Consider the following 20,722-nt stretch of genomic DNA (forward strand, 5'->3'; position numbering starts at 1 on the left):
CCCAATCAGGGATTGGCCAGCCGCTGCGGCCCGGCCGGGGAGGCGGACGCGCTGATCGGCGTGACGGTGGGGCGCTGCACGGCGCCCGAATTTGCGGCGGCTTCAACGGCCTCGGCGACGGTGCACAGGCCGGTCGCCTGCGTGTCCGGGAAGCCGGCCAGCGTGTTGGCCCGCAGGATGGCGTCGGCAGCGGCCTTGCCGCCGGCGTTCAGCCCGCCCGCACGGTCGATGGCGGCCATGTCGCTCATGCACATGGTGCCGGGACGGACGCACATGTTCACGACGGCGTTGAACAGCTTCGGATCGACGGTGCCGAAATGCTGGACCGGAACCGCCTCGCTCGGCTTTTCCAGCGCCAGGTAGGCGTTGCGGTCGAGCGAGCCGCCGGCCGTCTTCACCTTGGACACCCAGCCGTCGAAATCCTGGTTCGACAGGCCGAGGAAGGCGAAGCGCATGTGCGAGAAGCCCGCACCGCTGTAGTTGGACGAGAAACCCTTGTAGGTCCCCGGCTCGTTGATCACGGCGTGGAGCTTCGTCTCCATGCCCGGCATGGTGTAGATCATGCCGGCCAGCGCCGGAACGTAGAACGAGTTCATCACCGTCGAGGCGGTGAGGCTGAAGCGGATCTGCCGGTCGACCGGGGCCGCCATCTCGTTCACGGACGCGATGCCGTATTCCGGATAGACGAACAGCCATTTCCAGTCGAGCGCCACCACCTGCACGTCCAGCGGCTTGGCGCCGGCCGGAACGGGCTTGTCCGCCGCGATGCGGTCGAGCGGGCGGTAGGGATCGAGCTTGTGGGTGGTCACCCAGGTGATGGCACCGAGGCAGATGATGATCAGCAGCGGGGCGGCCCAGATCACCAGTTCCAGCTGCGTCGAATGGTCCCAGTCCGGTTCGTAGCGGGCTGTGTTATTCGACTGACGGTAACGCCAGGCGAACAGCACGGTAAGCGCCATGACCGGGACGATGATCAGGAGCATCAGCAGGGTTGAGATGACCACAAGGTCACCCTGCTGGCTTGCAACGTCGCCGGCCGGGTTCAGCACGACCAGGTTGCAGCCACTCAACGCCGCCATCACTGGCAGCAGGGCGATTGCGCGATAACGGCTCAAGGCAGGACCTGTATCAAAGGTTTGCTTTGGGCAGAGAGCTAGCCGCAATAGCCTAGCCCTGACATTGGACAATTTGTCCAATGCCTCACTCCTGCGCGCTTGACAGATCACCGACTGTTGCGGTGACATATTGTATGATCTGCGGATCATCGCAAGCGAAATTACGCAGCCGGAGCCGACATGATGACTTCATCGATTGCGGCCGTAGAACGGGACGGGAGGCTGGTGAACGCGCGGCATCACGGGATCAATCCCGGAGAGATTGCCATCGGCGTGATCATCGGCCGAACCTCCGAGTTTTTCGACTTTTTCGTTTATGCCATCGCTTCCGTGATCGTCTTCCCGAAGCTGGTGTTCCCCTATGTCGATCCGCTGACCGGGACGCTTTGGTCCTTTGCCATCTTCGCGCTGGCCTTCGTCGCGCGACCGATCGGCACCTTCATCTTCATGGCCATCGACGAGAATTACGGGCGCAGCGCCAAGCTGACCATCGCCCTGTTCCTGCTGGGCATCTCCACCGTGGCGCTGGCCTTCCTGCCGGGCTACGAGTTGATCGGCGTCGCCGCCGCATGGCTGCTGGCGCTGTCCCGCATCGGGCAGGGTGTCGCGCTGGGCGGCACCTGGGACGGCCTGGCCTCGCTTCTGGCGATGAACGCGCCGGAGAACAAGCGCGGCTGGTATGCCATGATCCCGCAGCTGGGCGCGCCCATCGGCCTGATCGTGGCGAGCGGCCTGTTCGCTTACATGGTCAACAGCCTGTCGGCGGAGGATTTCTTCGCCTGGGGCTGGCGCTATCCCTTCTTCGTCGCCTTCGCCATCAATGTGGTGGCCCTGTTCTCCCGCCTGCGGCTGGTCCAGACGCCGGAGTTCGAGCGTCTGTTCGTGAACCGTGAGTTGCAGCCGGCCCCGGTGGTGGAGACTCTGCAGGTCGAAGGCAAGCGCGTGGTGATCGGCGCCTTCGCCCCGCTGGCGAGCTTCGCCCTGTTCCACATGGTCACCGTCTTCCCGCTGTCCTGGATCTTCCTGAACGCCAACCAGGAGACCGGCGTCTTCCTGGTGATCGAGGTGATCGCCGCCGCCTTCGGCGTCGCGGCCATCGTCGCCTCGGGCTACATCGCCGACCGGGTCGGGCGGCGCACGCTGCTCGGCACCTGTGCGGCGGCGATCGCGGTGTTCAGCGGCTTCGCCCCGATGCTGCTCGACGGCGGCAAGGTGGGCGAACTGGTGTTCATGGTGCTGGGCTTCGTCATCCTCGGCCTGTCCTTCGGCCAGTCGTCGGGGTCGGTGGCGTCGGGCTTCAGCCAGCAATACCGCTATACCGGGTCGGCGATGACCTCCGATCTGGCCTGGCTGTTCGGCGCCGGCTTCGCGCCCTTCGTCGCCCTGTTCCTGTCCAGCCATTTCGGGCTGATCGCGTCCGGCCTCTATCTGCTGTCCGGTGCGGTCTGCACGCTGGTGGCCCTGAAGATCAACAAGACGCTGTCGTCCTGACCGCGACCCTGTTGTCCTGACGACGGAAAGACCGCCCGCCGCAGTCCTGCGGCGGGCGGTCTTCGTTTTGAGAGTCGGAAGCTTCGGTCAGCCCTGGGCGGATTGGCTGTGCGCCGGCCCCGTGGCGCTTTGGAACCGCAGGATCCTCGGCGTCCGCATATCCTCGCCGATGGGGGCGTCGCTGGCGGCACCGCGCATGGCGGAGACTGGGCGGGGGAAGCCGCTGCGGCCGCTGTAGTCCGGCACCGGCAGGCTGCGGTAATAGGCCTCCTCCCGGTGCAGCTTCTGGACGCAGACCACGTCGAGCGCCGTCGCCGCCATCACCGCGCCGAAGGCGATGCGGGCGTTGCTGGCGCGCGGATTGTTCTCCATCCCCGCCGCCAGCGTCGCCATGTCGACGGCGTCGCCGGCGATGCGGCTCCAGATCCAGGGCTTGGGATCGCCGAGCGCCAGCAGGCCGACGCCGGCGGTGATCTCCCGCACGCCATAGGCGCGGATCAGGTTGGTCTTGTCCTCCATCCCCATCCAGCGGGCGATGCTGCGGCCGGCCATCAGTTCGGCGACGCCGAGGCCGATGCTGAACCATCCCAGCCCGCGGGCGAGGTTGTCTCCGGCCGAGGAGCGGTCGTAAAGAGCCATGATGTCACCTCAGGGCTTGAGGACCACCTTGATGCAGCCGTCCCGCTTGTCGCGGAAGGTCTTGTACATCTCGGGGCCCTGGTCGAGCGGAACGGTGTGGGTGATGACGAAGGACGGGTCGATCTGCCCTTCCTGGATGCGGTTCAGCAGGTCGTCGGTCCAGCGGTTGACGTGGGTCTGGCCCATGCGCCAGGTCAGTCCCTTGTTCATCGCCATGCCGAAGGGCATCTTGTCGACCAGCCCGCCATAGACGCCGGGGATCGACAGGGTGCCGGCGGGGCGGCAGACATAGATCATCTCGCGCAGCACATGGGCGCGGTCCGATTCCAGCATCAGCGCCTGCTTGGCCCGGTCATACATCGAATCGAGCGTGGCGGTGGCGTGCGCCTCCATGCCGACGGCGTCGATGCATTTCTCCGGACCCTTGCCGCCGGTCAGCTCGTTCAGCCGCTCGACGACGCTTTCCTCTTGGAAATCGATGGTGATGGCGCCGCCGGCCTTGGCCATCGCCAGCCGTTCCGGCACGCAATCGATGGCGATCACTTGGCGGGCGCCGAGCAGGATGGCGCTGCGGATCGTCATCTGCCCGACCGGGCCGCAGCCCCAGATCGCCACGGTGTCGGTCGGCTGGATGTCGCACTGGGCGGCGGCCTGCCAGCCGGTGGGGAAGATGTCGCCCAGGAACAGCACCTGTTCGTCGGTCAGCCCGCCGGGGATCTTGATGTGGGTGCGGTCGGCCATCGGCACCCGCACATATTCGGCCTGCCCGCCGGCATAGCCGCCGGTCAGGTGGGTGTAGCCGAACAGCCCGGCGGTGGTGTGGCCGAAGACCTTGTCGGCCAGCGCCTTGTTGCGGTTGGAGCGCTCGCAGACCGAATAGTTGCCTCGGCGGCACTGGTCGCACTCGCCGCACCAGATGGTGAAGGGAACCACCACCCGCTCGCCGACCTTCAAAGCGCTCTTGGCCTCGGATCCCACCTCCATCACCTCGCCCATGAATTCATGGCCGACGATGTCGCCCTTCTCCATGCCCGGCATGACATTGTCGTGCAGGTGAAGGTCGGAGCCGCAGATGGCGCAGGTCGTCACCTTGACGATGGCGTCGCGCGGATGCTCGATCTCCGGATCGGGAACCGTGTCGCAGCGGATGTCGTTGGCGCCGTGCCAGACCAGTGCTCTCATCGAAGTCTTCCCTTTTCGGCCACCTCGTTGGTAGCCAGGGCAACAGGGCCTTCCGACGGAGCGTTCCGCCCCCGGAAGGCCCCTGGCCTTCAGGGGAGCGTCAAAGGATCAGTGCCTTTTCGCGCGCGACATTGCCGGACATGATGGCGGTCTGCCCGTCGTCCAGGCTGCTGCGCAGGGCGGGGAAGTCGATCTCCTCCTCCTGCCGGATGTGGCCGTCGACGATGCGCTTCAGGTCGAGCGCCACGGCGAGCCAGCGCGGGTCGTCCTTCGGCGTCTGCTCCAGCGTGAAGAGGTGCATCTTCATCTCGGCATGCTCGCCGTAGAGATGCTTGGCGTCCTCCTCCTTGCGGGCCTCCTCGTGCAGCAGCGGATAGACGACGTCCTCCTCCGCCATGGCATGGGCGGCAAGCCGGCGCTTCAGCCGCAGCAGCAGCTGGGTGCGGCGGCCCGGCGCGTCGATGGGGGTCTGCACGATCTCGACCAGCAGGGCCTGGATGTGGCGATGGTCGTCGATCAGCGCGTCGATGCCGTCGCGCCCGGCGGCATGGCGGGCGGTGCCGGCCAGCTGCGCCACCACCGGCGGCAGCAGCCGGCTCGCCACCAGGGCCAGCGCCGCGCCGCCGGCCATCATCGCCAGCCCGCGCGGCGACAGCCAGCCCGTGCCGTCGCGATGCGGGTAATCCGATCCTGAGTAACGTGCCATGACGGGACTCCTTCCTGCCGGTTGGGTCATCTCGCCCACCAACAGGCGCGCGAGCCCCGGCGTTCCGGCGACCCGTCGGGAGGTGATATCCCTCAGGACCGCCGGGCCGCCCCCGATGCATCCGGCGACGGTTCGCCCGGCGCATCGGCGGTCGTCACCAGCAGGTGGAGAAGCATCAGGGCGGTGAAGAACAGGTAGGATTGCAGGATGTTGTAGGAGGTGTCGGCCAGCTCGCTCAGGGGATGGAAGAAGTCGTTGCTCAGGATCGCGAAGCCGGCGCCCAGCATCAGCAGCCGGCCCAGGTTCCGGCGCCGGTCGCCGCTGGTCCGTTCCATCGCCGCCCGGTCGATCAGCACGAACAGCAGATAGGCGCAGACCGGCAGCAGGACGCCATAATGCGGGACCCAGGCGATGGGCGTGCCGATGGTGAAGCAGGTGCCGGCCACCAGGAAGGACGCGATCGGCTGCCGCCCGCCATTCCTGATCCGCCAGAGCAGGCCGAACAGGACGAAGGCCACGCCGGAAACCAGGGTCGCGATGTGGACCAGCGGGTGGTAGGGGGCGAAGGCGCTGCCCCGCCATTCGGTGTCGCCGTTGGTGGTCGACATCAGGTTGGGGCCGTTGTGCAGCAGCCGGTGCAGCAGCCCGTTGACGGTCTGGTTGGAGTAGTAGCTTTCGCCATGCTGGCCCAGGAAGGACAGCACGTCGAGGTAATGCAGCGACGGCCCGAAGCCGTAGAGCGCGCAGGCGGCGGCGAAGCCGGGAAGCACAACGGCGGCCCAGCCGACGGCGAACCCCCATTCCCGCCGCAACAGCGCCCAGACCAGGAACAGCGACATCTGCGGCTTGATCAGCGTCGAGGCGCCGAGCAGCACGCCGGCCAGCACCCGCCGGTCGCGCAGGGTGAACAGGGTGGCGAAGACGAAGGCGGCGTTCAGCCAGACCTGGATCTGGCCGACGGCGAAGGCCTTGACCACCGGATAGAAGCACAGCGCCGCCACCGCCCCCAGGGCGGCAAGCGTCAGCCGGCTGACGCCGCCGCGCATCGCCCGGTCGAAGCCCATGCGCTCCGCCAGCTCCCGCATCAGCAGCGCCATGCCGCCGGCGGTGGCGACCACCATCAGCAGGTTGATCAGCGCATAGATGCGCAGATGCAGCAGCCCGACCGCCGACAGCGCCTCCATCACCAGCAGCGAAGTCAGCGGATACTGGAACTTCACATGCTGGGTGAAGAAGACGGCGTCATAGACATTCTCCTTCCCATGCTCGCGCAGCCAGGTGAAGGCCGTCATCATGGGTTCCCAGCTGTCGAGCGGAAGCCGTTCCGGCGACCGGCCCGCCACCAGCAGCAGGACATCCCAAACCGTGGTGTCGCCGGTCCCGCCGTCCAGATAGGGGCGGAAGACGACACCGAGCAACGTGTCGGCACACAGCACGAACAGGAATGCCACCGACACCGTCCAGGCGGCGAAGCGGTCCCTGACCAGAACATTGGCGGCCAGGACATCGGCCGCACCGGTCCTGCTGCCGCCCAGCGGTCCTTCCAGCGTTCCTTCCGCCGCGCGCACGAAATCCTTCGATCTCATCGACGACCACTCCCTGGCATTTGTCCCGGCTTCAACCGCCGGCAGGTCGGCGAAACTATGCCAGAGCAGTGCGTGTGGGGAATGTGCCCCACCCGTGCCGGACCGGAGTAATGCCATTAAGCGCCGGGCACCCGCAGCGGTAGCCGACTACCCCGCCGCGACGGCTGCCGGCGCGTTCGGACGAAGAAGGGCGGCGTGGAAAATGTCGGGGCTGTGGCTGCCCGGACCGGCTGCCACCGGCTGTCGGCGATTCAAAGTCGTGGCGCCGGCAACCCACCGTTGTCGAACGCATGGACGTTATGCGTTTTCGGAATCCCTTGTTTTACCTTGGCTTATTGTTCTGGGGGTGCGGAATATTCTAATGTCAGGCTACCCCCAATTTCGGGTTCGGCCGGATGCCGCCCCGACAGAGACCAGCTTCAGGCCCCCGGTGACCCGACGGTGATGGCGTCCTCTCACATAATCGTCGGTGGCGCCACGTGGTTCTACCTGTCGAGCCGGTACGGGATGACCTTCGACGCGGTCGCCTTCGGGGCGGCGATTCTGGGGGCGCTCGCCCCGGACATCGACCATCCGAAATCGACGCTCGGCCAGCTGGTCAAGCCGCTCTCCACCGCGATTTCCAACATCTTCGGCCATCGCGGCGTCACCCATTCCGCGCTGGCCATCGCCGGCTGCCTGTGGGTCCTGCACGAACATGCGGCCTATCAGCATGTTCTGATCCCATTCATCGTCGGCTACCTCACCCATCTGGCAGGCGACCTGCTGACGCCGGCCGGCCTGCCGCTGCTGTGGCCGATCAAGCGGCGGCGCAACTTCGCCCTGCCCATTCTGAAAACCGGCGGTTTTTCCGAACAACTGGCGGTGACGCTGATGGCGGGCTGGATGATCTCCGGCCTGTTCTCCGGCGGCTGGCCGGAGTTCCCGCTGCAAAGGCCCTGGCGCTCGGTCGTGGCCGCGGCCCAGACCTACCTGGGCGAGGGCGGCGTGGAGAAGGCCGCTCCCCCGCTGCCTGTGCGCAAGCCGCCGGAAACCAGCCGGACCAAGCCGCTGAAGGGCTGACTCCCGGCCGTTCGGGCGTTCGCGCCGGCATCCCGTCGAATTTTCCGAAGCGAACCCGAAAATCCAGACGGATTGTCGGAAATGGAGCCGCATGGCCGAATTTTATTCCGTAAAAATGGAATTGCCGAAAATTTGCCTCGCAAAACAGGCTGGATGTTCTGACATTTAGCCGCAGAACCCATTATCTATTCTGCGTATAAGCTAAAAATCGGAACTTTATTCGGCATAATCGATAAAATACCAGATGGAAAGGATCCTAGAAAATCGGTTAGCCTGACAGGCGTTGGACCGGCTTTCCTGACTGCCGGACCCGGGCTTTCCAAAGCCGCCCCGAGCCCCCCGACCAGAGCCAGCCACGCGATGAACCAGATGACCGACCCGAGCGTTGCCCTCGCTTCCGAGCCGTCCCTCTCCAGCGGAGCCGGCCCCTTCGCCGCCTTCGCCCCCGTCGTTCGTCCGGTGGGGCCGTTGCGCCAGGCGATCACCGCCGCCTACCGCCGGCCGGAGCCGGACTGCGTGGCGTGGCTGGTCGATCAGGCGGCGCTGCCGGCCGAGGTGACCGATGCGGCGGCCCAGACCGCGCGCACGCTGATCGCGGCGCTGCGCGCCAAGCCGCAGGGGCGCGGGGTGGAGGGGCTGATCCACGAATACAGCCTGTCGAGCCAGGAGGGTGTCGCGCTGATGTGCCTGGCGGAGGCGCTGTTGCGCATTCCCGACCGCGCCACCCGCGACGCGCTGATCCGCGACAAGATCGCCGGCGGCGACTGGCGCGCCCATCTCGGCAACAGCCCGTCGCTGTTCGTCAACGCCGCGACCTGGGGGCTGCTGGTCACCGGCAAGGTCACGGGCGTGCTGGGCGCCGGCTTCGGCGGCGAACAGGCGCTGTCGTCGGCGCTGACCAAGCTGATCCTGCGCGGCGGCGAGCCACTGATCCGCCGCGGCGTCGATTTCGCCATGCGCATGATGGGCGAGCAGTTCGTCACCGGCCAGACCATCGACGAGGCGCTCTCCAACAGCCGCAAGATGGAAGCCGAGGGTTTCCGCTATTCCTACGACATGCTGGGGGAGGCGGCGACCACCGCCGCCGACGCCGACCGCTATTACGCCGATTATGAAAAGGCCATCCACGCCATCGGCAAGGCGTCGGCCGGGCGCGGCATCTATGACGGCCCCGGCATCTCGATCAAGCTGTCGGCCCTGCACCCGCGCTATTCCCGGTCCCAGGCCGACCGTGTCATGGCGGAGCTGCTGCCGCGCGTCGCCGAGCTGGCCCGGCTGGCCCGCAGCTACGACATCGGCCTCAACATCGACGCCGAGGAGGCCGACCGGCTGGAACTGTCGCTCGACCTGCTGGAAGCGCTGTGCTTCGACCCGGATCTGAAGGGCTGGGACGGCATCGGCTTCGTCGTCCAGGCCTATGGCAAGCGCTGTCCCTATGTCATCGACTTCGTCGTCGATCTGGCCCGGCGCAGCGGCCACCGGCTGATGGTGCGTCTGGTCAAGGGCGCCTATTGGGACAGCGAGATCAAGCGCGCCCAGGTCGACGGGCTGGAGGATTTCCCGGTCTACACCCGCAAGCTGCACACCGACGTCTCCTATGTCGCCTGCGCCCGCCGGCTGCTGGGCGCCCCAGACGCGGTGTTCCCGCAGTTCGCCACCCACAACGCCCAGACGCTGGCGACCATCTACCAGATGGCCGCCCACCTGAACGGCGCCTTCAAGGTCGGCCAGTACGAGTTCCAGTGCCTGCACGGCATGGGCGAGCCGCTCTACAAGGAGGTGGTCGGCCCACTGAAGCGGCCCTGCCGCGTCTATGCCCCGGTCGGCACCCATGAGACGCTGCTGGCCTATCTGGTCCGCCGCCTGCTGGAGAACGGCGCCAACAGCTCCTTCGTCAACCGCATCGCCGACAAGAGCGTGTCGATCGACGATCTGGTCGCCGATCCGGTGGCGATTGCCCGCGCAGCCTTGCCGGTGGGCGCCAAGAACCCGCTGATCTCCTTGCCGGCCGATCTCTACGGCACCGAGCGGGCGAACTCCGCCGGCCTCGACCTGTCGAACGAGACGGTCCTGGCCGACCTGTCCGCCGCCCTGCGCGACAGCGCCGCCGTCGCCTGGACCGCCGCCCCGCTGCTGGCGGACGGTGAGCGCAGCGGAACCGCTCAGCCGGTGCTGAACCCGGCCGACCACCGCGATGTCGTCGGGCAGTGCATCGAGGCCGGCCCCACCGACATCGCCGACGCCTTCCTGTTCGCCGAGGCCGCCGCTCCGGTCTGGGCCGCCACCCCGCCGGCCGAGCGCGCCGCCTGCCTGTTCCGCGCCGCCGACGCGATGCAGGCGCGCCTGCCGACCCTGCTCGGCCTGATCATCCGCGAGGCCGGAAAGTCCGCCGCCAACGCCATCGCCGAGGTGCGCGAGGCCATCGACTTCCTGCGCTATTACGGCGCCCAGGTTCGCGACGGCTTCGCCAACGACACCCATCTGCCGCTGGGGCCGGTGGTTTGCATCAGCCCGTGGAACTTCCCGCTCGCCATCTTCTCCGGTCAGGTCGCCGCGGCGCTGGCCGCCGGCAACCCGGTGCTGGCCAAGCCGGCGGAGGAAACCCCGCTGGTCGCGGCGGAGGCCGTGCGCCTCCTGCGCGCCGCCGGCATTCCCGCCGGCGCGGTCCAGCTCCTGCCCGGTGCGGGCGAGGTCGGCGCCGCCCTTGTCGGCCATGCCGGCACCCGTGCGGTGATGTTCACCGGCTCCACCGAGGTGGCCCGCCTGATCCAGCGCCAGCTGGCCGGGCGCCTGTCGCCCCAAGGGGAGGGGCAGGGGGCGCCGATCCCGCTGATCGCCGAGACCGGCGGCCAGAATGCCATGATCGTCGACAGCTCCGCCCTGGCGGAACAGGTGGTCGGCGACGTGATCGCCTCTGCCTTCGACAGTGCCGGCCAGCGCTGCTCGGCGCTCCGCATCCTCTGCCTGCAGGAGGATGTCGCCGACCGCACCCTGACCATGCTGAAGGGCGCGATGCGCGAGCTGCGCCTCGGCAGCCCCGACCGGCTGGCCGTCGATGTCGGCCCGGTCATCACGGCGGAGGCGCGCGACGGCATCGTCCGCCACATCGAGGCGATGAAGGCCAAGGGCCGCCGGGTCGAATCGCTGCCGTTGCCGGCGGAGACCGCCGAGGGCACCTTCATCGCGCCGACCATCATCGAGATCGACGCCATCGCCGACCTGGAGCGCGAGGTGTTCGGCCCGGTCCTGCATGTCCTGCGCTTCCGCCGCGACGATCTGGACCGGCTGGTCGACGCCATCAACGGCACCGGCTATGGCCTGACCTTCGGCCTGCACACCCGCATCGACGCCACCATCGACCGGGTGACGAGCCGGATCGAGGCCGGCAACCTGTACGTCAACCGCAACACCATCGGTGCGGTGGTCGGCGTACAGCCCTTCGGCGGCCATGGCCTGTCCGGCACCGGCCCGAAGGCCGGCGGCCCGCTGTACCTGTCGCGCCTGCTGTCCGTACGTCCGGCGTTGGATCTCGGACTGCGCGGCGACGACGCCGTACGTGCGCCCGCCCATGCGCTGGCCGACTGGCTGGCCGACCGGGGCAAGGCGGAGATCGCCACCAACGTCCGGTCGCTGGCCAAGCGGTCCCTCGTCGGCGGCAGCGTCGAACTGGCCGGTCCGGTGGGTGAGAGCAACCTCTACAGCCTGATCCCGCGCGGCCGCATCCTGCTGCTGCCGCAGACCGAGGACGGGCTGTACCGTCTGCTGGGGGCGGCACTCGCCGCCGGCAACGAGGCGGTGGTCGATGGCGACGGCGCCGTCACCTCCGGCCTGGCGGATCTGCCGCCGGAACTGGCCGCCCGTGTCCGGGTGAGCGCGAACTGGACCGGCTTCGGACCGCTGGCCGGTGCGCTGGTGGAGGGTGATTCCACCCGCCTGCTGGCCGCCAACCGGCGCATCGCCGAATTGCCCGGCCCCCTCGTCCTGACCCAGGGCGTTCCGGCCGGCGGCGCAGGCGTGGAGATCGCCTGGCTGATGAACGAGCGCTCGCTCAGCGTCAACACCACCGCCGCAGGCGGCAACGCCAGCCTCGTGGCGATGAGCTAAGAGCGGGAGGGGGCTGCCCCCTCTCTCCCTTGGGGAGAGGGGGTGTCTGCAAGAGCCTCGCGCAATCTCTCCGCCGTTTCGGCGTCGGCCGGAAAAAACGCCTCGATCGCCAGTTCGGACAGGGTCACGTCCATCGCCGTCCCGAAGACGGTCGTCGTGCTGAACAGGTTCAGCAGCCCGAAGGACGTGTGCAGCCGCAGCGGCACGACCACGTCGGGATGATGCCCAGCTTCGCTGCCGCCCCCGAGACCGGAGGCCGGAGCCGGGTAGCCCTGCAACTCGCTGCGCAGGGCGACCAGGACCGGGTCGGCGCCCGCCTCGATCTGGCGGGTCAGGCGGGACAGCACATGCTCGCGCCATTGCGCCCAGTTGCCGATGCGGCCGGCCAGCCCGCCGGGATGCAGGCTGAGGCGCAGGACATTCACCGGCCCGGCCAGCAGCTCGGCCGACACCCCCTCCAGCAGCGGCGCCACCGCCCGGTTCGCCGCCAGCAGGTGCCAATGCCGGTCCACCGCCAGCGCCGGGAAGGGCTCATGCCCGGTCAGCACCAGATCGACCGCCTTGCGTGCCGCCTGCATCGCCGGGCTGTCCAAACTGTGTTCGCTGTAGACCGGGGCGAAACCGGCGGCGACCAGCAGCGCATTGCGCTCGCGCAAGGGCACGTCCAGCCGTTCGGCCAGATGGATCAGCATGCCACGGCTGGGCTGCGACCGGCCTGTCTCCAGAAAGCTGACATGCCGGGTCGAGATGTCCGCCTCGCAGGCGAGATCGAGCTGGCTCAGCCCCCGGCGCTGGCGCCAGGACCGCAACAGGGCGCCGACCGGCGGCGGGGCCGGAATCCTGCCGCTTCGGCCGGGTGTCTGCGGGGTGTCCTGGGGCATGGGAGCTGGCTCCGAACCGGTATTGCCGTCGATGGTTGCCGTCATCCGCGGGCGAAGGCCAGCAGTTCCGCGTTGAAGCGGTCGCGGTGGGTGATGAACAGGCCGTGCGGCGCTCCCTCGTAGACGGACAGTCTGGCGTTCGGCATCAGCGCCACCGTGCGCTCGGCCAATGCCAGCGGCGTCGTCACGTCGCGGTCGCCATGGACGACCAGCGTCGGCACGGCAATGGCCGGCAGCTCCGCCCGGAAATCGGCGGAGGTGATTGCCCGGTTGGACTCCAGCAGGGCCATCAGCGAAGATTGCAGCGCCATGCCGACGATCCAGCCCTTCATCTCCGCCGAGGTCTCGTCGTTCACGAAGGGGTCGATGTTGTCGCCGAGCCATTTCGGGAAGTCGCGCAGCAGCTGTTCCGTCCGGAAGGCCTCGAACAGCGCCGGATCGACCCCGTCGGGATTGTCGCCGGTCCGCGCCATCAGCGGCGTGATGGTCCCGACCATCACCACGCCCTTGACCCGCCCGGCGCCGTGGCGGGACAGGTAGCGCACGATCTCTCCTGTCGCCATCGAATGGCCGACCAGGGTCACGTCGCGCAAATCCAGCCCGTCGAGCAATGCCGCGATGTCGTCCGCCAGCCGGTCGAAGCCGTAGCCGGACGGCGACTCGTCCGACCGGCCGTGGCCGCGGTGGTCGAAGGCGATGCAGCGGCATCCCTGCTCGGACAGCGGCGCCATCTGATAGGCCCAGGCGTCGGAGGTCAGCGACCAGCTCGACACGAAGACGATGGGGCGCCCTCCCTCCCTGTTGCCCCAGTCGCGGTAGAACAGGCGCACGCCGTCGTCGGTGTTGATGACGCCCATGATGTTCATCCTCCCCTGCTGTCCGCCGGATCGTCCCGACAACCCCAGGATTGCCCGGCGGAGGGAGCGGAATCGATTACCTGCCGGGTCATGAGGCACACGAAAGTTCCTGCGGCGCGCGCATGCCTGCCATCACTGCCGCATTGCGGTACGCGGCTGCGCGATCCGGTTAAGGTCCTGAACCGTCACCGCTGCCGTTCGGATCCTCGATGCGCCTGATCTTCCTGCTCGGCCTTGCCGGCTTCGCCAGCGCCTTCTCGCTCCGCACCACCGATCCGATGCTGACGCTGATCGCCGACGATCTCGACGTGACGGTGCGGCAGGCGGCGCTGCTGGCCTCGGCCTACACGCTGCCCTATGCGCTGATGCAGATCGTGCTGGGACCGGTGGGCGATTCCATCGGCAAGTCGCGGCTGGTCCGGCTGGCCCTGTCGGTGCTGACGGTCGGTCTGGTGCTGTCCACCATCGCGCCGAGCTATGGCACGGTGATGGCCGGGCGCATCCTGGCCGGTGCCTTTGCCGGCGGCATCATCCCGGCCTCCATGGCGCTGATCGGCGACAGGGTTCCCTATGAGGAGCGGCAGATCGCCATCAGCCGCTTCCTGTTGGCGGTCATCCTGGGACAGATGTCGGGTTCCGCCGTGTCGGGCGCGCTGGCCGAGGCCTTCGGCTGGCGCGCGGTGTTCGGCCTGTCCGCCGGCCTGACCGCGCTGATCTGTGCAGCAGCCCTCATCGGGCTGGCGCGCGAGGTCGAGACGCGCTCGCCCCTGTCGGTGGCCGACGCGCAACGGCGCTATGCCACCGTGCTGACCAACCCGGCCTCGCTGTTCGTCTTCGCCACGGTGGCGGCGGAAGGGCTGCTGATCTTCGGCGTCTTCCCCTTCGTGGCACCGGTGCTGATCGAACATGGTGCGGCCGGCGCCTTCCAGGCCGGATTGACCATCGCCGCCTTCGCCATCGGTGGCGTCTTCTACAGCGCCGTGGTGCGGCGGCTGATCGCCTCGCTCGGCCAATGGGGCATGATGAAGGCCGGCGGGCTGGCGGCCGGTCTGGCCTATCTGGTCATCGCCTTCCCGGTGCCCTGGCCGGTGGTCAGCCTCGCCTTCCTGGTCGCCGGCTTCGGTTTCTACATGCTGCACAACACCATGCAGACCCAGGCGACCGAGCTGGCCCCCACCGCCCGCGGGTCGGCGCTGGCCCTGTTCGCGTCGAGCTTCTTCATCGGCCAGGGCATCGGCCCGGTGCTGTACGGCTATATTTCCTCCCACACCGGCTTTGCGCCGCTGTTCCTTGGCGTCGGCGCGCTGACCGCCGGGCTGGGCTTCGCCTCGGCCCGGCTGATCCGGCGAAGGCCGGCTTGAGGAGGGGGAGCCGCGTCATACTCTTCCCCTGCTCGGGAGACGCGATTACAGTGTGGCAGTCCACAACCGGGAACAACGCCCGTGTTAGAAGCCTGCCTGCCGCCTTACGAGTTCCGCCTGCTTGAAGAGCCGCCATATGCCATCTGCATGACCGACATCACGATGGACTTCGAGCAGGAGCAGATCATCTCGGCGGCTGCCGCTTTGAAGCATCTGGGTGGCGGCAGGTATGAGCTTCTGCATGGCATCCACGTTTATGACGCGGTGCTCGACAGGGGATGGATGCATTACAGGCGCGAAGAGGCGAGGAAGGTCTATCACCCTCAGGTAAAGCATTATGTGCTCGATCTTTTTCACGATGGCACGCGGATACTGATCGACCATTATCGTCCTGCTGCGGTCGTTTGCCGTACCGAAGAGCAGCTCCCGCTTGGCGAATTTCCCCCGCGCTTCCGGAAGACCGTCGATTTCCTGACAAGCCTTGGCTACAGGGCGGGCGCGATCCTGCAGGACGTCGATCGCCGCTGGAATTGGGAGCACCGACCTGAATGACCGGCTATGGAATTTCGCAGTCATGCATGTCACATTCCTACTGATCGTTACGGGCCGATCCGAAAAATGCGGAAGGAGGCGACCATGACCATTGCGAAACGCGATCCGCAGAAGGGCGGCATCGGCGCGGACGGCAAAAATCTGATGGCTCATCTGGATGCCAACGGTGGCCGTTTGCCCGAACCGCTCGCCACGGCGGTGAACAAGTCCTGCCGTGAGGCATTCCTTCGCGCCCGCGCTCTCCGTGCCGACCGCAAGCCGTAGCCTTGACCGTTTTCCCTGTCTTCCCCGCCCAGCGGCCGGTGAGTGACAGCGCTCCCGGCTGTTTCCGCATCGGATGGAGCGCCAGGCTCCTCACAAACACGCCCGGATATAGGGCCGGTTCGCCTCCCACAGCTCGTCGAGGATGGCGGCTGCCGCCGTGCTGGAATTGACGACGGGGTCGATCAGCAGGGCCTGAAGCGCCAGCTCCTTCGACCCGTGCAGCGCCGCCTCCACCGACAGTTGCTGCACGTTGGCCTGGACCGACAGCAGCTTCAGGATGCCGTCGGGCAAGCGGCCGAGCGACACCGGATGGACGCCGGCGGCATCGGCCACCAGCGGCACCTCGACCGCCAGCTCGTCGGGCAGGCCGGGAATGACGCCGCGGTTGATGACGATGCCGCTTTCGATGAAGCGCTTCTGGTTGTGCAGCTGGCCGGCGATCACCGCCACCGCCCGCTCGCCCCAGGACGGCTTGGTCCAGTCGTCGGGGATCGGCCGGCTGCCGGCGATGACCCCGTCCATCAGGTCGCGCAGGATGACGCGGCCTTCCTCATCGTGTTTGAAGTCGAAGCCATGCTCCCCGGCCTCCCAGCCATAGGGCAGGAATTCGCCGGTGTGGTCGTCGCTGGGGGTGACCCACAGGCCGAAGGCGTGGAACAGGCGGCGCGCCAGCGGGGTGAAAGACGGGTCGTGCGTCGCTTCCCGTTCGCGCAGCAGCGGGTAGAGGTCGCGGCCCGTCGCCTTCTCGCGGATGGCGGTCAGCCATTGGAAATGGTTCAGCCCGGCGCCCCAGACATCGACGTCTTTCTCGGCCATGCCCAGGATCTGGCAGATGAACCAGCGCGCCAGGAAGATGCCGTGGCAGAGCCCCAGCGTCCGCACGCCCGTGCAGCGCGACAGCCCCAGCACGATACGGCTTTCCGGGTTGGACAGGTTGATGAACAGCGCGTCGGGGCAGATCGCCTCCACGTCGCGGGCGATGTCGACGATCAGCGGCAGGGTGCGCAGCGTGAAGAACAGCCCGCCGGGACCGCCATTTTCGCCCAGCGTGTGACGGATGCCATGCTTCCTCGGCACCTCGAAGTCCAGCTTCCAAAGCCGGTTGCGGTCGATGGCGATGGCGCACAGCACGAAGCCGGCACCCTGGAGCGCCGCCTTGCGGTCGGTGGTCGTCTCGATGGTGAGGCCGGCATTCCCCCGGCGGTTCAGCACCCCGGCCAGCGCCGCCATGCGGTCGAGCGCCTCTTGGTTGGTATCGACCAGCGTCAGGGTGCTGCCGGCCAGTTCGGTGGTGGAGAACAGAATCCTGGAACAGGCTGAGCCCGAATGCGGCGCTGCCGGCGCCGATGAAGACGATCTTCGTTGTGTTGGGCATCTTGCGTTTCCTCCGTAAACGGAGCGGCTGGCCGCCGTCTTGTGGGATCAGGCTACGCCGTTCGGGCAGGTCCGCACAGTGCCTGTGTGCAACCCTCTGCGGCTGCGCCACCGCGTCGCGCCCGGACCGTTCGCATGCTTGTCCCATGGCGCACGGGCTCCCGCTGCGGCATGCTGGGGAAAACGAACCATGCCCCTCGGGAGGAAATGAATGGACAGCTTCAGCCAGCCCGTATCCCAGGCCGCCGATGCCAAGCCGCTGAGTTTCCCGCCGGATTTCCACTGGGGGGCCTCGACCGCCGCCTACCAGATCGAAGGCGCGGTGAATATCGACGGGCGCGGGCCCTGCGTGTGGGACAGCTTCACCGCTGAAGGCCGCATCATGGACGGCAGCAGCGCCGCCGTCGCCTGCGACCATTATCACCGCTACCCGGAAGACATCGCGCTGATGAAGGCGGCGGGCTTCGACAGCTACCGCTTCTCCATCGCCTGGCCGCGCATCCTGCCGACGGGAACCGGGGCGGTGGAGACGCGCGGCCTCGACTTCTACGACCGGCTGGTCGACAGCCTGCTGGAGGCCGGCATCACGCCGATGGCCTGCCTCTACCATTGGGATCTGCCGCAGCCGCTGGAGGATGCCGGCGGCTGGCAGGGGCGGGAGATCGTCGGCCCCTTCGCCGACTATGCCCGCATCGTCACCGCCCGGCTGGCCGACCGGGTCAAGAGCTGGATGATGCTGAACGAGCCGAACGTCGTCGCCATCTTCGGCTATGGCGTCGGCGAGCATGCCCCCGGCCACCGGCTGGGCGAACAGGGCATCCTGCGCGCCCTGCACCACCAGAATCTGGCCCAGGGTGCCGCCCTGCGCGCCATCGCGGCGGAGCGGTCCGGCCTGACGCTGGGCACCGTGCTGAACCTTCAGCCGAGCGTTCCCGACAGCGACCGGCCGGAGGATGTCGCCGCCGCCGCCCGCTGGGATGCGGTGTGGAACCGGGTGGCGCTGGACGGGCTGATGCGCGGGCAAATCCCGGCGCTGCTGGCCGACAAAATGGCGGAGTTCGTGCTGCCGGGCGACGAGGAGGCGATCCGTTACCCCATCGATCTGCTGGGCATCAACTACTACTCTCGCATGACGATGAAGCATGAGGAGGGGCGGCCCTTCGCCGTCGGCTGGGGCGAGGCCCGGTGCCGGCGCTGGACCGGCATGGCCTGGCCGGTGCAGCCGGAGGGGCTCTACGACCTGCTGAGCGAACTCCGCACCGACTACGGCAACCCCGCCGTCTTCATCGCCGAGAATGGCTGCGCCTATGACGACGTGGTGACGCCGGACGGCCAGATCCACGATGCCGAGCGGGTTCTCTATTACCGCGAGCATCTGGAATCGGTGGCGCAGGCGCTGGCCGACGGCTGCAACGTCACGGGCTATCTGTGCTGGAGCCTGCTGGACAATTTTGAATGGGCCTACGGCCTGTCAAAGCGCTTCGGCATTGTGAGGGTCGATTACGACACGCTGGAGCGCACGCCGAAGGACAGCTACCGCTTCCTCGCGGAGGTTGTGAGAACTGGACGGCTTTAATCTTTCTTTCGTCGCAGCCCCTGTACTTTCGGCCTGCCGCGTCCTATTCGTTGGTTATACGGATGTTGAGGGATTGTGCGGAGGCCCGGAATGGGCGGGATGACCGAGGACACAGGCGGCGACACGGGCGCCGGCAAAGGCTCCGGAACTGGCAAGGGCGGCGATGATGCCGGCGGCAAGGCTCCCGGCTTTGCCCGTCGCTTTCTGAGCCTGGCGGGCGGCTATTGGCATGGGCGCACGCGGGTGACCGTGTGGGCGCTGACCGTGGCGCTGGTCGTGCTGACGGTGGGGCAGGTTTCGGTCCCCGTCCTGATCAACCTGTGGAGCGAGCGGCTGTTCGACGCGCTCGAACAGCGCTCCATGGACCGTTTCCTGACCATGATCGGTCTGGTCGGGCTGATCATCCTCTACAACATCGTCATCGTCGTCCTGCATCTGCGGGTGAAGCGCCGGTTGCAGATGGGCTGGCGCGACTGGCTGACCCGCAAGCTGCTGGAGGACTGGTTGCGCCGCGGCCGGCACCACCAGATCGCCTACATGCCGGGCGAGCACGACAACCCCGACGGCCGCATCGCCGAAGACATCCGCATCACCGCGGAGATGGCCATCGATCTCGGCCATTCGCTGACCTATTGCGCGCTGCTGCTGGTCAGCTTCACCAACATCCTGTGGATGCTGTCCGGCACCCTGTCGGTCACGCTGTTCGGAGCCGAGCTGGCGGTGCCGGGCCACCTGCTGTTCGTGGCGCTTCTCTATGCCGCGGTCGGCACCACCATCGCCATGCTGATCGGCCAGCCGCTGGTCAATTCGGTCAACCGGCGCCAGGGCTACGAGGCCGATTTCCGCTTCGCGCTGGCCCGCATCCGCGAGAACGGCCAGACCATCGCCCTGCTGCATGGCGAATCGGCGGAGCGCGGCCACCTCTCCGGCCTGTTCGGCGGGGTGGTGCGGGGCTGGAACGGCCAGACCCGGGCGCTCAGCCACATGATGGTGTTCAGCGCCAGCTATTCGGTGCTGTCCACCGCCTTTCCGGTTCTGGTCGCCGCCCCGCGCTACATCGCCGGCACCATCACGCTCGGCGTGCTGATGCAGACGGCGCAGGCCTTCCAGCAGACGGTCGGCGCCCTGTCCTGGCCCATCGACAATCTGCCGCGCGTCGCCGAATGGCGGGCGTCGGTGGAGCGCGTGCTGAACCTGCACGACGCGCTGGTGCGGCTGGACCGCAATGTCTGCGAGGTGCCGGACGCCCACATCCAGCTGGTGCGTTCCGACGAGCACGACAGGCTGACCTTCCGCGGCGTCGCCATCGACGAGCCGAACGGCACGGCGGTCGTCCATCCCTTCGACCTGGAGGTGCGGCCGGGCGACCGCGTGCTGATCGGCGGCGACGCGACGGCGACCATCCGGCTGTTCCGCGCCGTGGCCGGCGTCTGGCCCTGGGGGCGCGGGCTGATCACCCTGCCGGCCCACACCCGCGTCTTCTTCATGCCGGAACGCCCCTATTTGCCCCATGCCAGCCTGCGCGCGGTGCTGGCCTATCCCGGCACGGCGGCGTCGGTCGGCGACGACAAGGCGGCCGGCGCGCTGGTCAGCGTCGGGCTGCCCGACCTCGTCGGCCGGCTGGACAGCCTCGACCATTGGGACGAGGTGCTGTCGGTGCCCGAGCGCCAGCGGCTGGGCTTCGCCCGGCTGCTGATCCGCCGCCCCGACTGGATCTTCCTGGAGGACGCCACCGACAGCCTCGATCCCCCGGCGGAGGAGGAGCTTCTGTCGCTGATGGAGCGCGAACTGCCGCATGCCACCCTGCTGACCATCGGCCATCATGCGGCACTGGCCGCCCACCATGGCCGCAAGCTGGTGCTGGAGCGCACCAACGGCGCCGTCACCCTGCGCGAGGAGGCGCGGCCGATCCGGCCGGTGGAGGAGAGCGCGGCCTGACCGGCCGCCTCCCGCATCCTTGGAACCGGTCCGA

The 20,722-nt window shown here is 67.8% G+C and carries 16 protein-coding genes; 8 read left to right on the forward strand and 8 right to left on the reverse strand.

Annotated elements, in window-relative coordinates; genetic code table 11:
- Positions 1-5: 5 nt before the first annotated feature.
- Positions 6-1,115: a ubiquinol oxidase subunit II gene (gene cyoA / locus ACWPN8_RS00515; protein ID WP_247873126.1), complete on the reverse strand. Its 1,110-nt coding sequence runs from the start codon at positions 1,113-1,115 to the stop codon at positions 6-8.
- Positions 1,116-1,340: 225 nt separating this feature from the next.
- On the opposite strand from cyoA, the gene ACWPN8_RS00520 reads away from it, so the two are divergent.
- Positions 1,341-2,606 carry an MFS transporter gene (locus ACWPN8_RS00520; protein ID WP_492239538.1) on the forward strand — a complete coding sequence of 422 codons (1,266 nt, stop codon included), beginning with the start codon at positions 1,341-1,343 and terminating at the stop codon, positions 2,604-2,606.
- 87 nt (positions 2,607-2,693) lie between these two features.
- Here the strand turns inward: ACWPN8_RS00520 and ACWPN8_RS00525 are convergent, their stop codons facing one another.
- The 4 genes from ACWPN8_RS00525 to ACWPN8_RS00540 all read right to left on the reverse strand — a co-directional run bounded on the left by ACWPN8_RS00525 (position 2,694) and on the right by ACWPN8_RS00540 (position 6,719).
- Positions 2,694-3,245, reverse strand: a complete 552-nt coding sequence (locus tag ACWPN8_RS00525) for a cyclase dehydrase (protein WP_492239539.1) — start codon at positions 3,243-3,245, stop codon at positions 2,694-2,696.
- A 9-nt stretch (positions 3,246-3,254) separates the two neighbouring features.
- Positions 3,255-4,427, reverse strand: a complete 1,173-nt coding sequence (locus ACWPN8_RS00530) for a zinc-dependent alcohol dehydrogenase (protein ID WP_492239540.1) — start codon at positions 4,425-4,427, stop codon at positions 3,255-3,257.
- 100 nt (positions 4,428-4,527) lie between these two features.
- Positions 4,528-5,133 (reverse strand): hemerythrin domain-containing protein, encoded by a 606-nt coding sequence (locus ACWPN8_RS00535; RefSeq protein WP_109449024.1) that lies wholly within the window; start codon positions 5,131-5,133, stop codon positions 4,528-4,530.
- 92 nt (positions 5,134-5,225) lie between these two features.
- Complete coding sequence (locus tag ACWPN8_RS00540) at positions 5,226-6,719, reverse strand: glycosyltransferase family 87 protein (protein WP_109449022.1); 1,494 nt, start codon at positions 6,717-6,719, stop codon at positions 5,226-5,228.
- A 444-nt stretch (positions 6,720-7,163) separates the two neighbouring features.
- Between ACWPN8_RS00540 and ACWPN8_RS00545 the strand changes: the two genes are divergently transcribed.
- Positions 7,164-7,781, forward strand: coding sequence for a metal-dependent hydrolase (locus ACWPN8_RS00545; RefSeq protein WP_109449020.1), 618 nt, complete (start codon positions 7,164-7,166; stop codon positions 7,779-7,781).
- 360 nt (positions 7,782-8,141) lie between these two features.
- Complete coding sequence (gene putA, locus ACWPN8_RS00550; protein WP_492239541.1) at positions 8,142-11,885, forward strand: trifunctional transcriptional regulator/proline dehydrogenase/L-glutamate gamma-semialdehyde dehydrogenase; 3,744 nt, start codon at positions 8,142-8,144, stop codon at positions 11,883-11,885.
- On the opposite strand, the gene ACWPN8_RS00555 is transcribed toward putA, so the two are convergent.
- Positions 11,882-12,766: a helix-turn-helix domain-containing protein gene (locus ACWPN8_RS00555; RefSeq protein WP_492239542.1), complete on the reverse strand. Its 885-nt coding sequence runs from the start codon at positions 12,764-12,766 to the stop codon at positions 11,882-11,884. The two genes, putA and ACWPN8_RS00555, sit on opposite strands and share 4 nt — an antisense overlap.
- A 41-nt stretch (positions 12,767-12,807) precedes the next feature.
- Positions 12,808-13,623 carry an alpha/beta fold hydrolase gene (locus tag ACWPN8_RS00560; RefSeq protein WP_492239543.1) on the reverse strand — a complete coding sequence of 272 codons (816 nt, stop codon included), beginning with the start codon at positions 13,621-13,623 and terminating at the stop codon, positions 12,808-12,810.
- Positions 13,624-13,832: 209 nt separating this feature from the next.
- On the opposite strand from ACWPN8_RS00560, the gene ACWPN8_RS00565 reads away from it, so the two are divergent.
- The 3 genes from ACWPN8_RS00565 to ACWPN8_RS00575 all read left to right on the forward strand — a co-directional run bounded on the left by ACWPN8_RS00565 (position 13,833) and on the right by ACWPN8_RS00575 (position 15,800).
- Complete coding sequence (locus tag ACWPN8_RS00565; RefSeq protein ID WP_492239544.1) at positions 13,833-14,984, forward strand: MFS transporter; 1,152 nt, start codon at positions 13,833-13,835, stop codon at positions 14,982-14,984.
- 81 nt (positions 14,985-15,065) lie between these two features.
- Positions 15,066-15,536, forward strand: coding sequence for a hypothetical protein (locus ACWPN8_RS00570; RefSeq protein WP_492239545.1), 471 nt, complete (start codon positions 15,066-15,068; stop codon positions 15,534-15,536).
- Positions 15,537-15,620: 84 nt separating this feature from the next.
- Positions 15,621-15,800, forward strand: coding sequence for a hypothetical protein (locus tag ACWPN8_RS00575; protein ID WP_492239546.1), 180 nt, complete (start codon positions 15,621-15,623; stop codon positions 15,798-15,800).
- A gap of 90 nt (positions 15,801-15,890) precedes the next feature.
- Here the strand turns inward: ACWPN8_RS00575 and ACWPN8_RS00580 are convergent, their stop codons facing one another.
- Positions 15,891-17,105, reverse strand: coding sequence for a family 4 glycosyl hydrolase (locus ACWPN8_RS00580; protein WP_492239762.1), 1,215 nt, complete (start codon positions 17,103-17,105; stop codon positions 15,891-15,893).
- Between the two features lie 280 nt (positions 17,106-17,385).
- Here ACWPN8_RS00580 and ACWPN8_RS00585 point away from each other — a divergent pair, with 280 nt between their 5' ends.
- Together ACWPN8_RS00585 and ACWPN8_RS00590 are read left to right on the forward strand one after the other, a co-directional pair.
- The gene (locus tag ACWPN8_RS00585; RefSeq protein WP_492239547.1) at positions 17,386-18,750 is read left to right on the forward strand and encodes a GH1 family beta-glucosidase; all 1,365 of its coding nucleotides are present in this window, start codon (positions 17,386-17,388) and stop codon (positions 18,748-18,750) included.
- Between the two features lie 99 nt (positions 18,751-18,849).
- Entirely contained in the window at positions 18,850-20,688 is a 1,839-nt protein-coding gene (locus tag ACWPN8_RS00590) for an ABC transporter ATP-binding protein/permease (RefSeq protein WP_492239548.1), read from the forward strand.
- Positions 20,689-20,722 lie beyond the last annotated feature (34 nt).

The sequence above is a fragment of the Azospirillum sp. UENF 112521 genome, assembly GCF_058780665.1.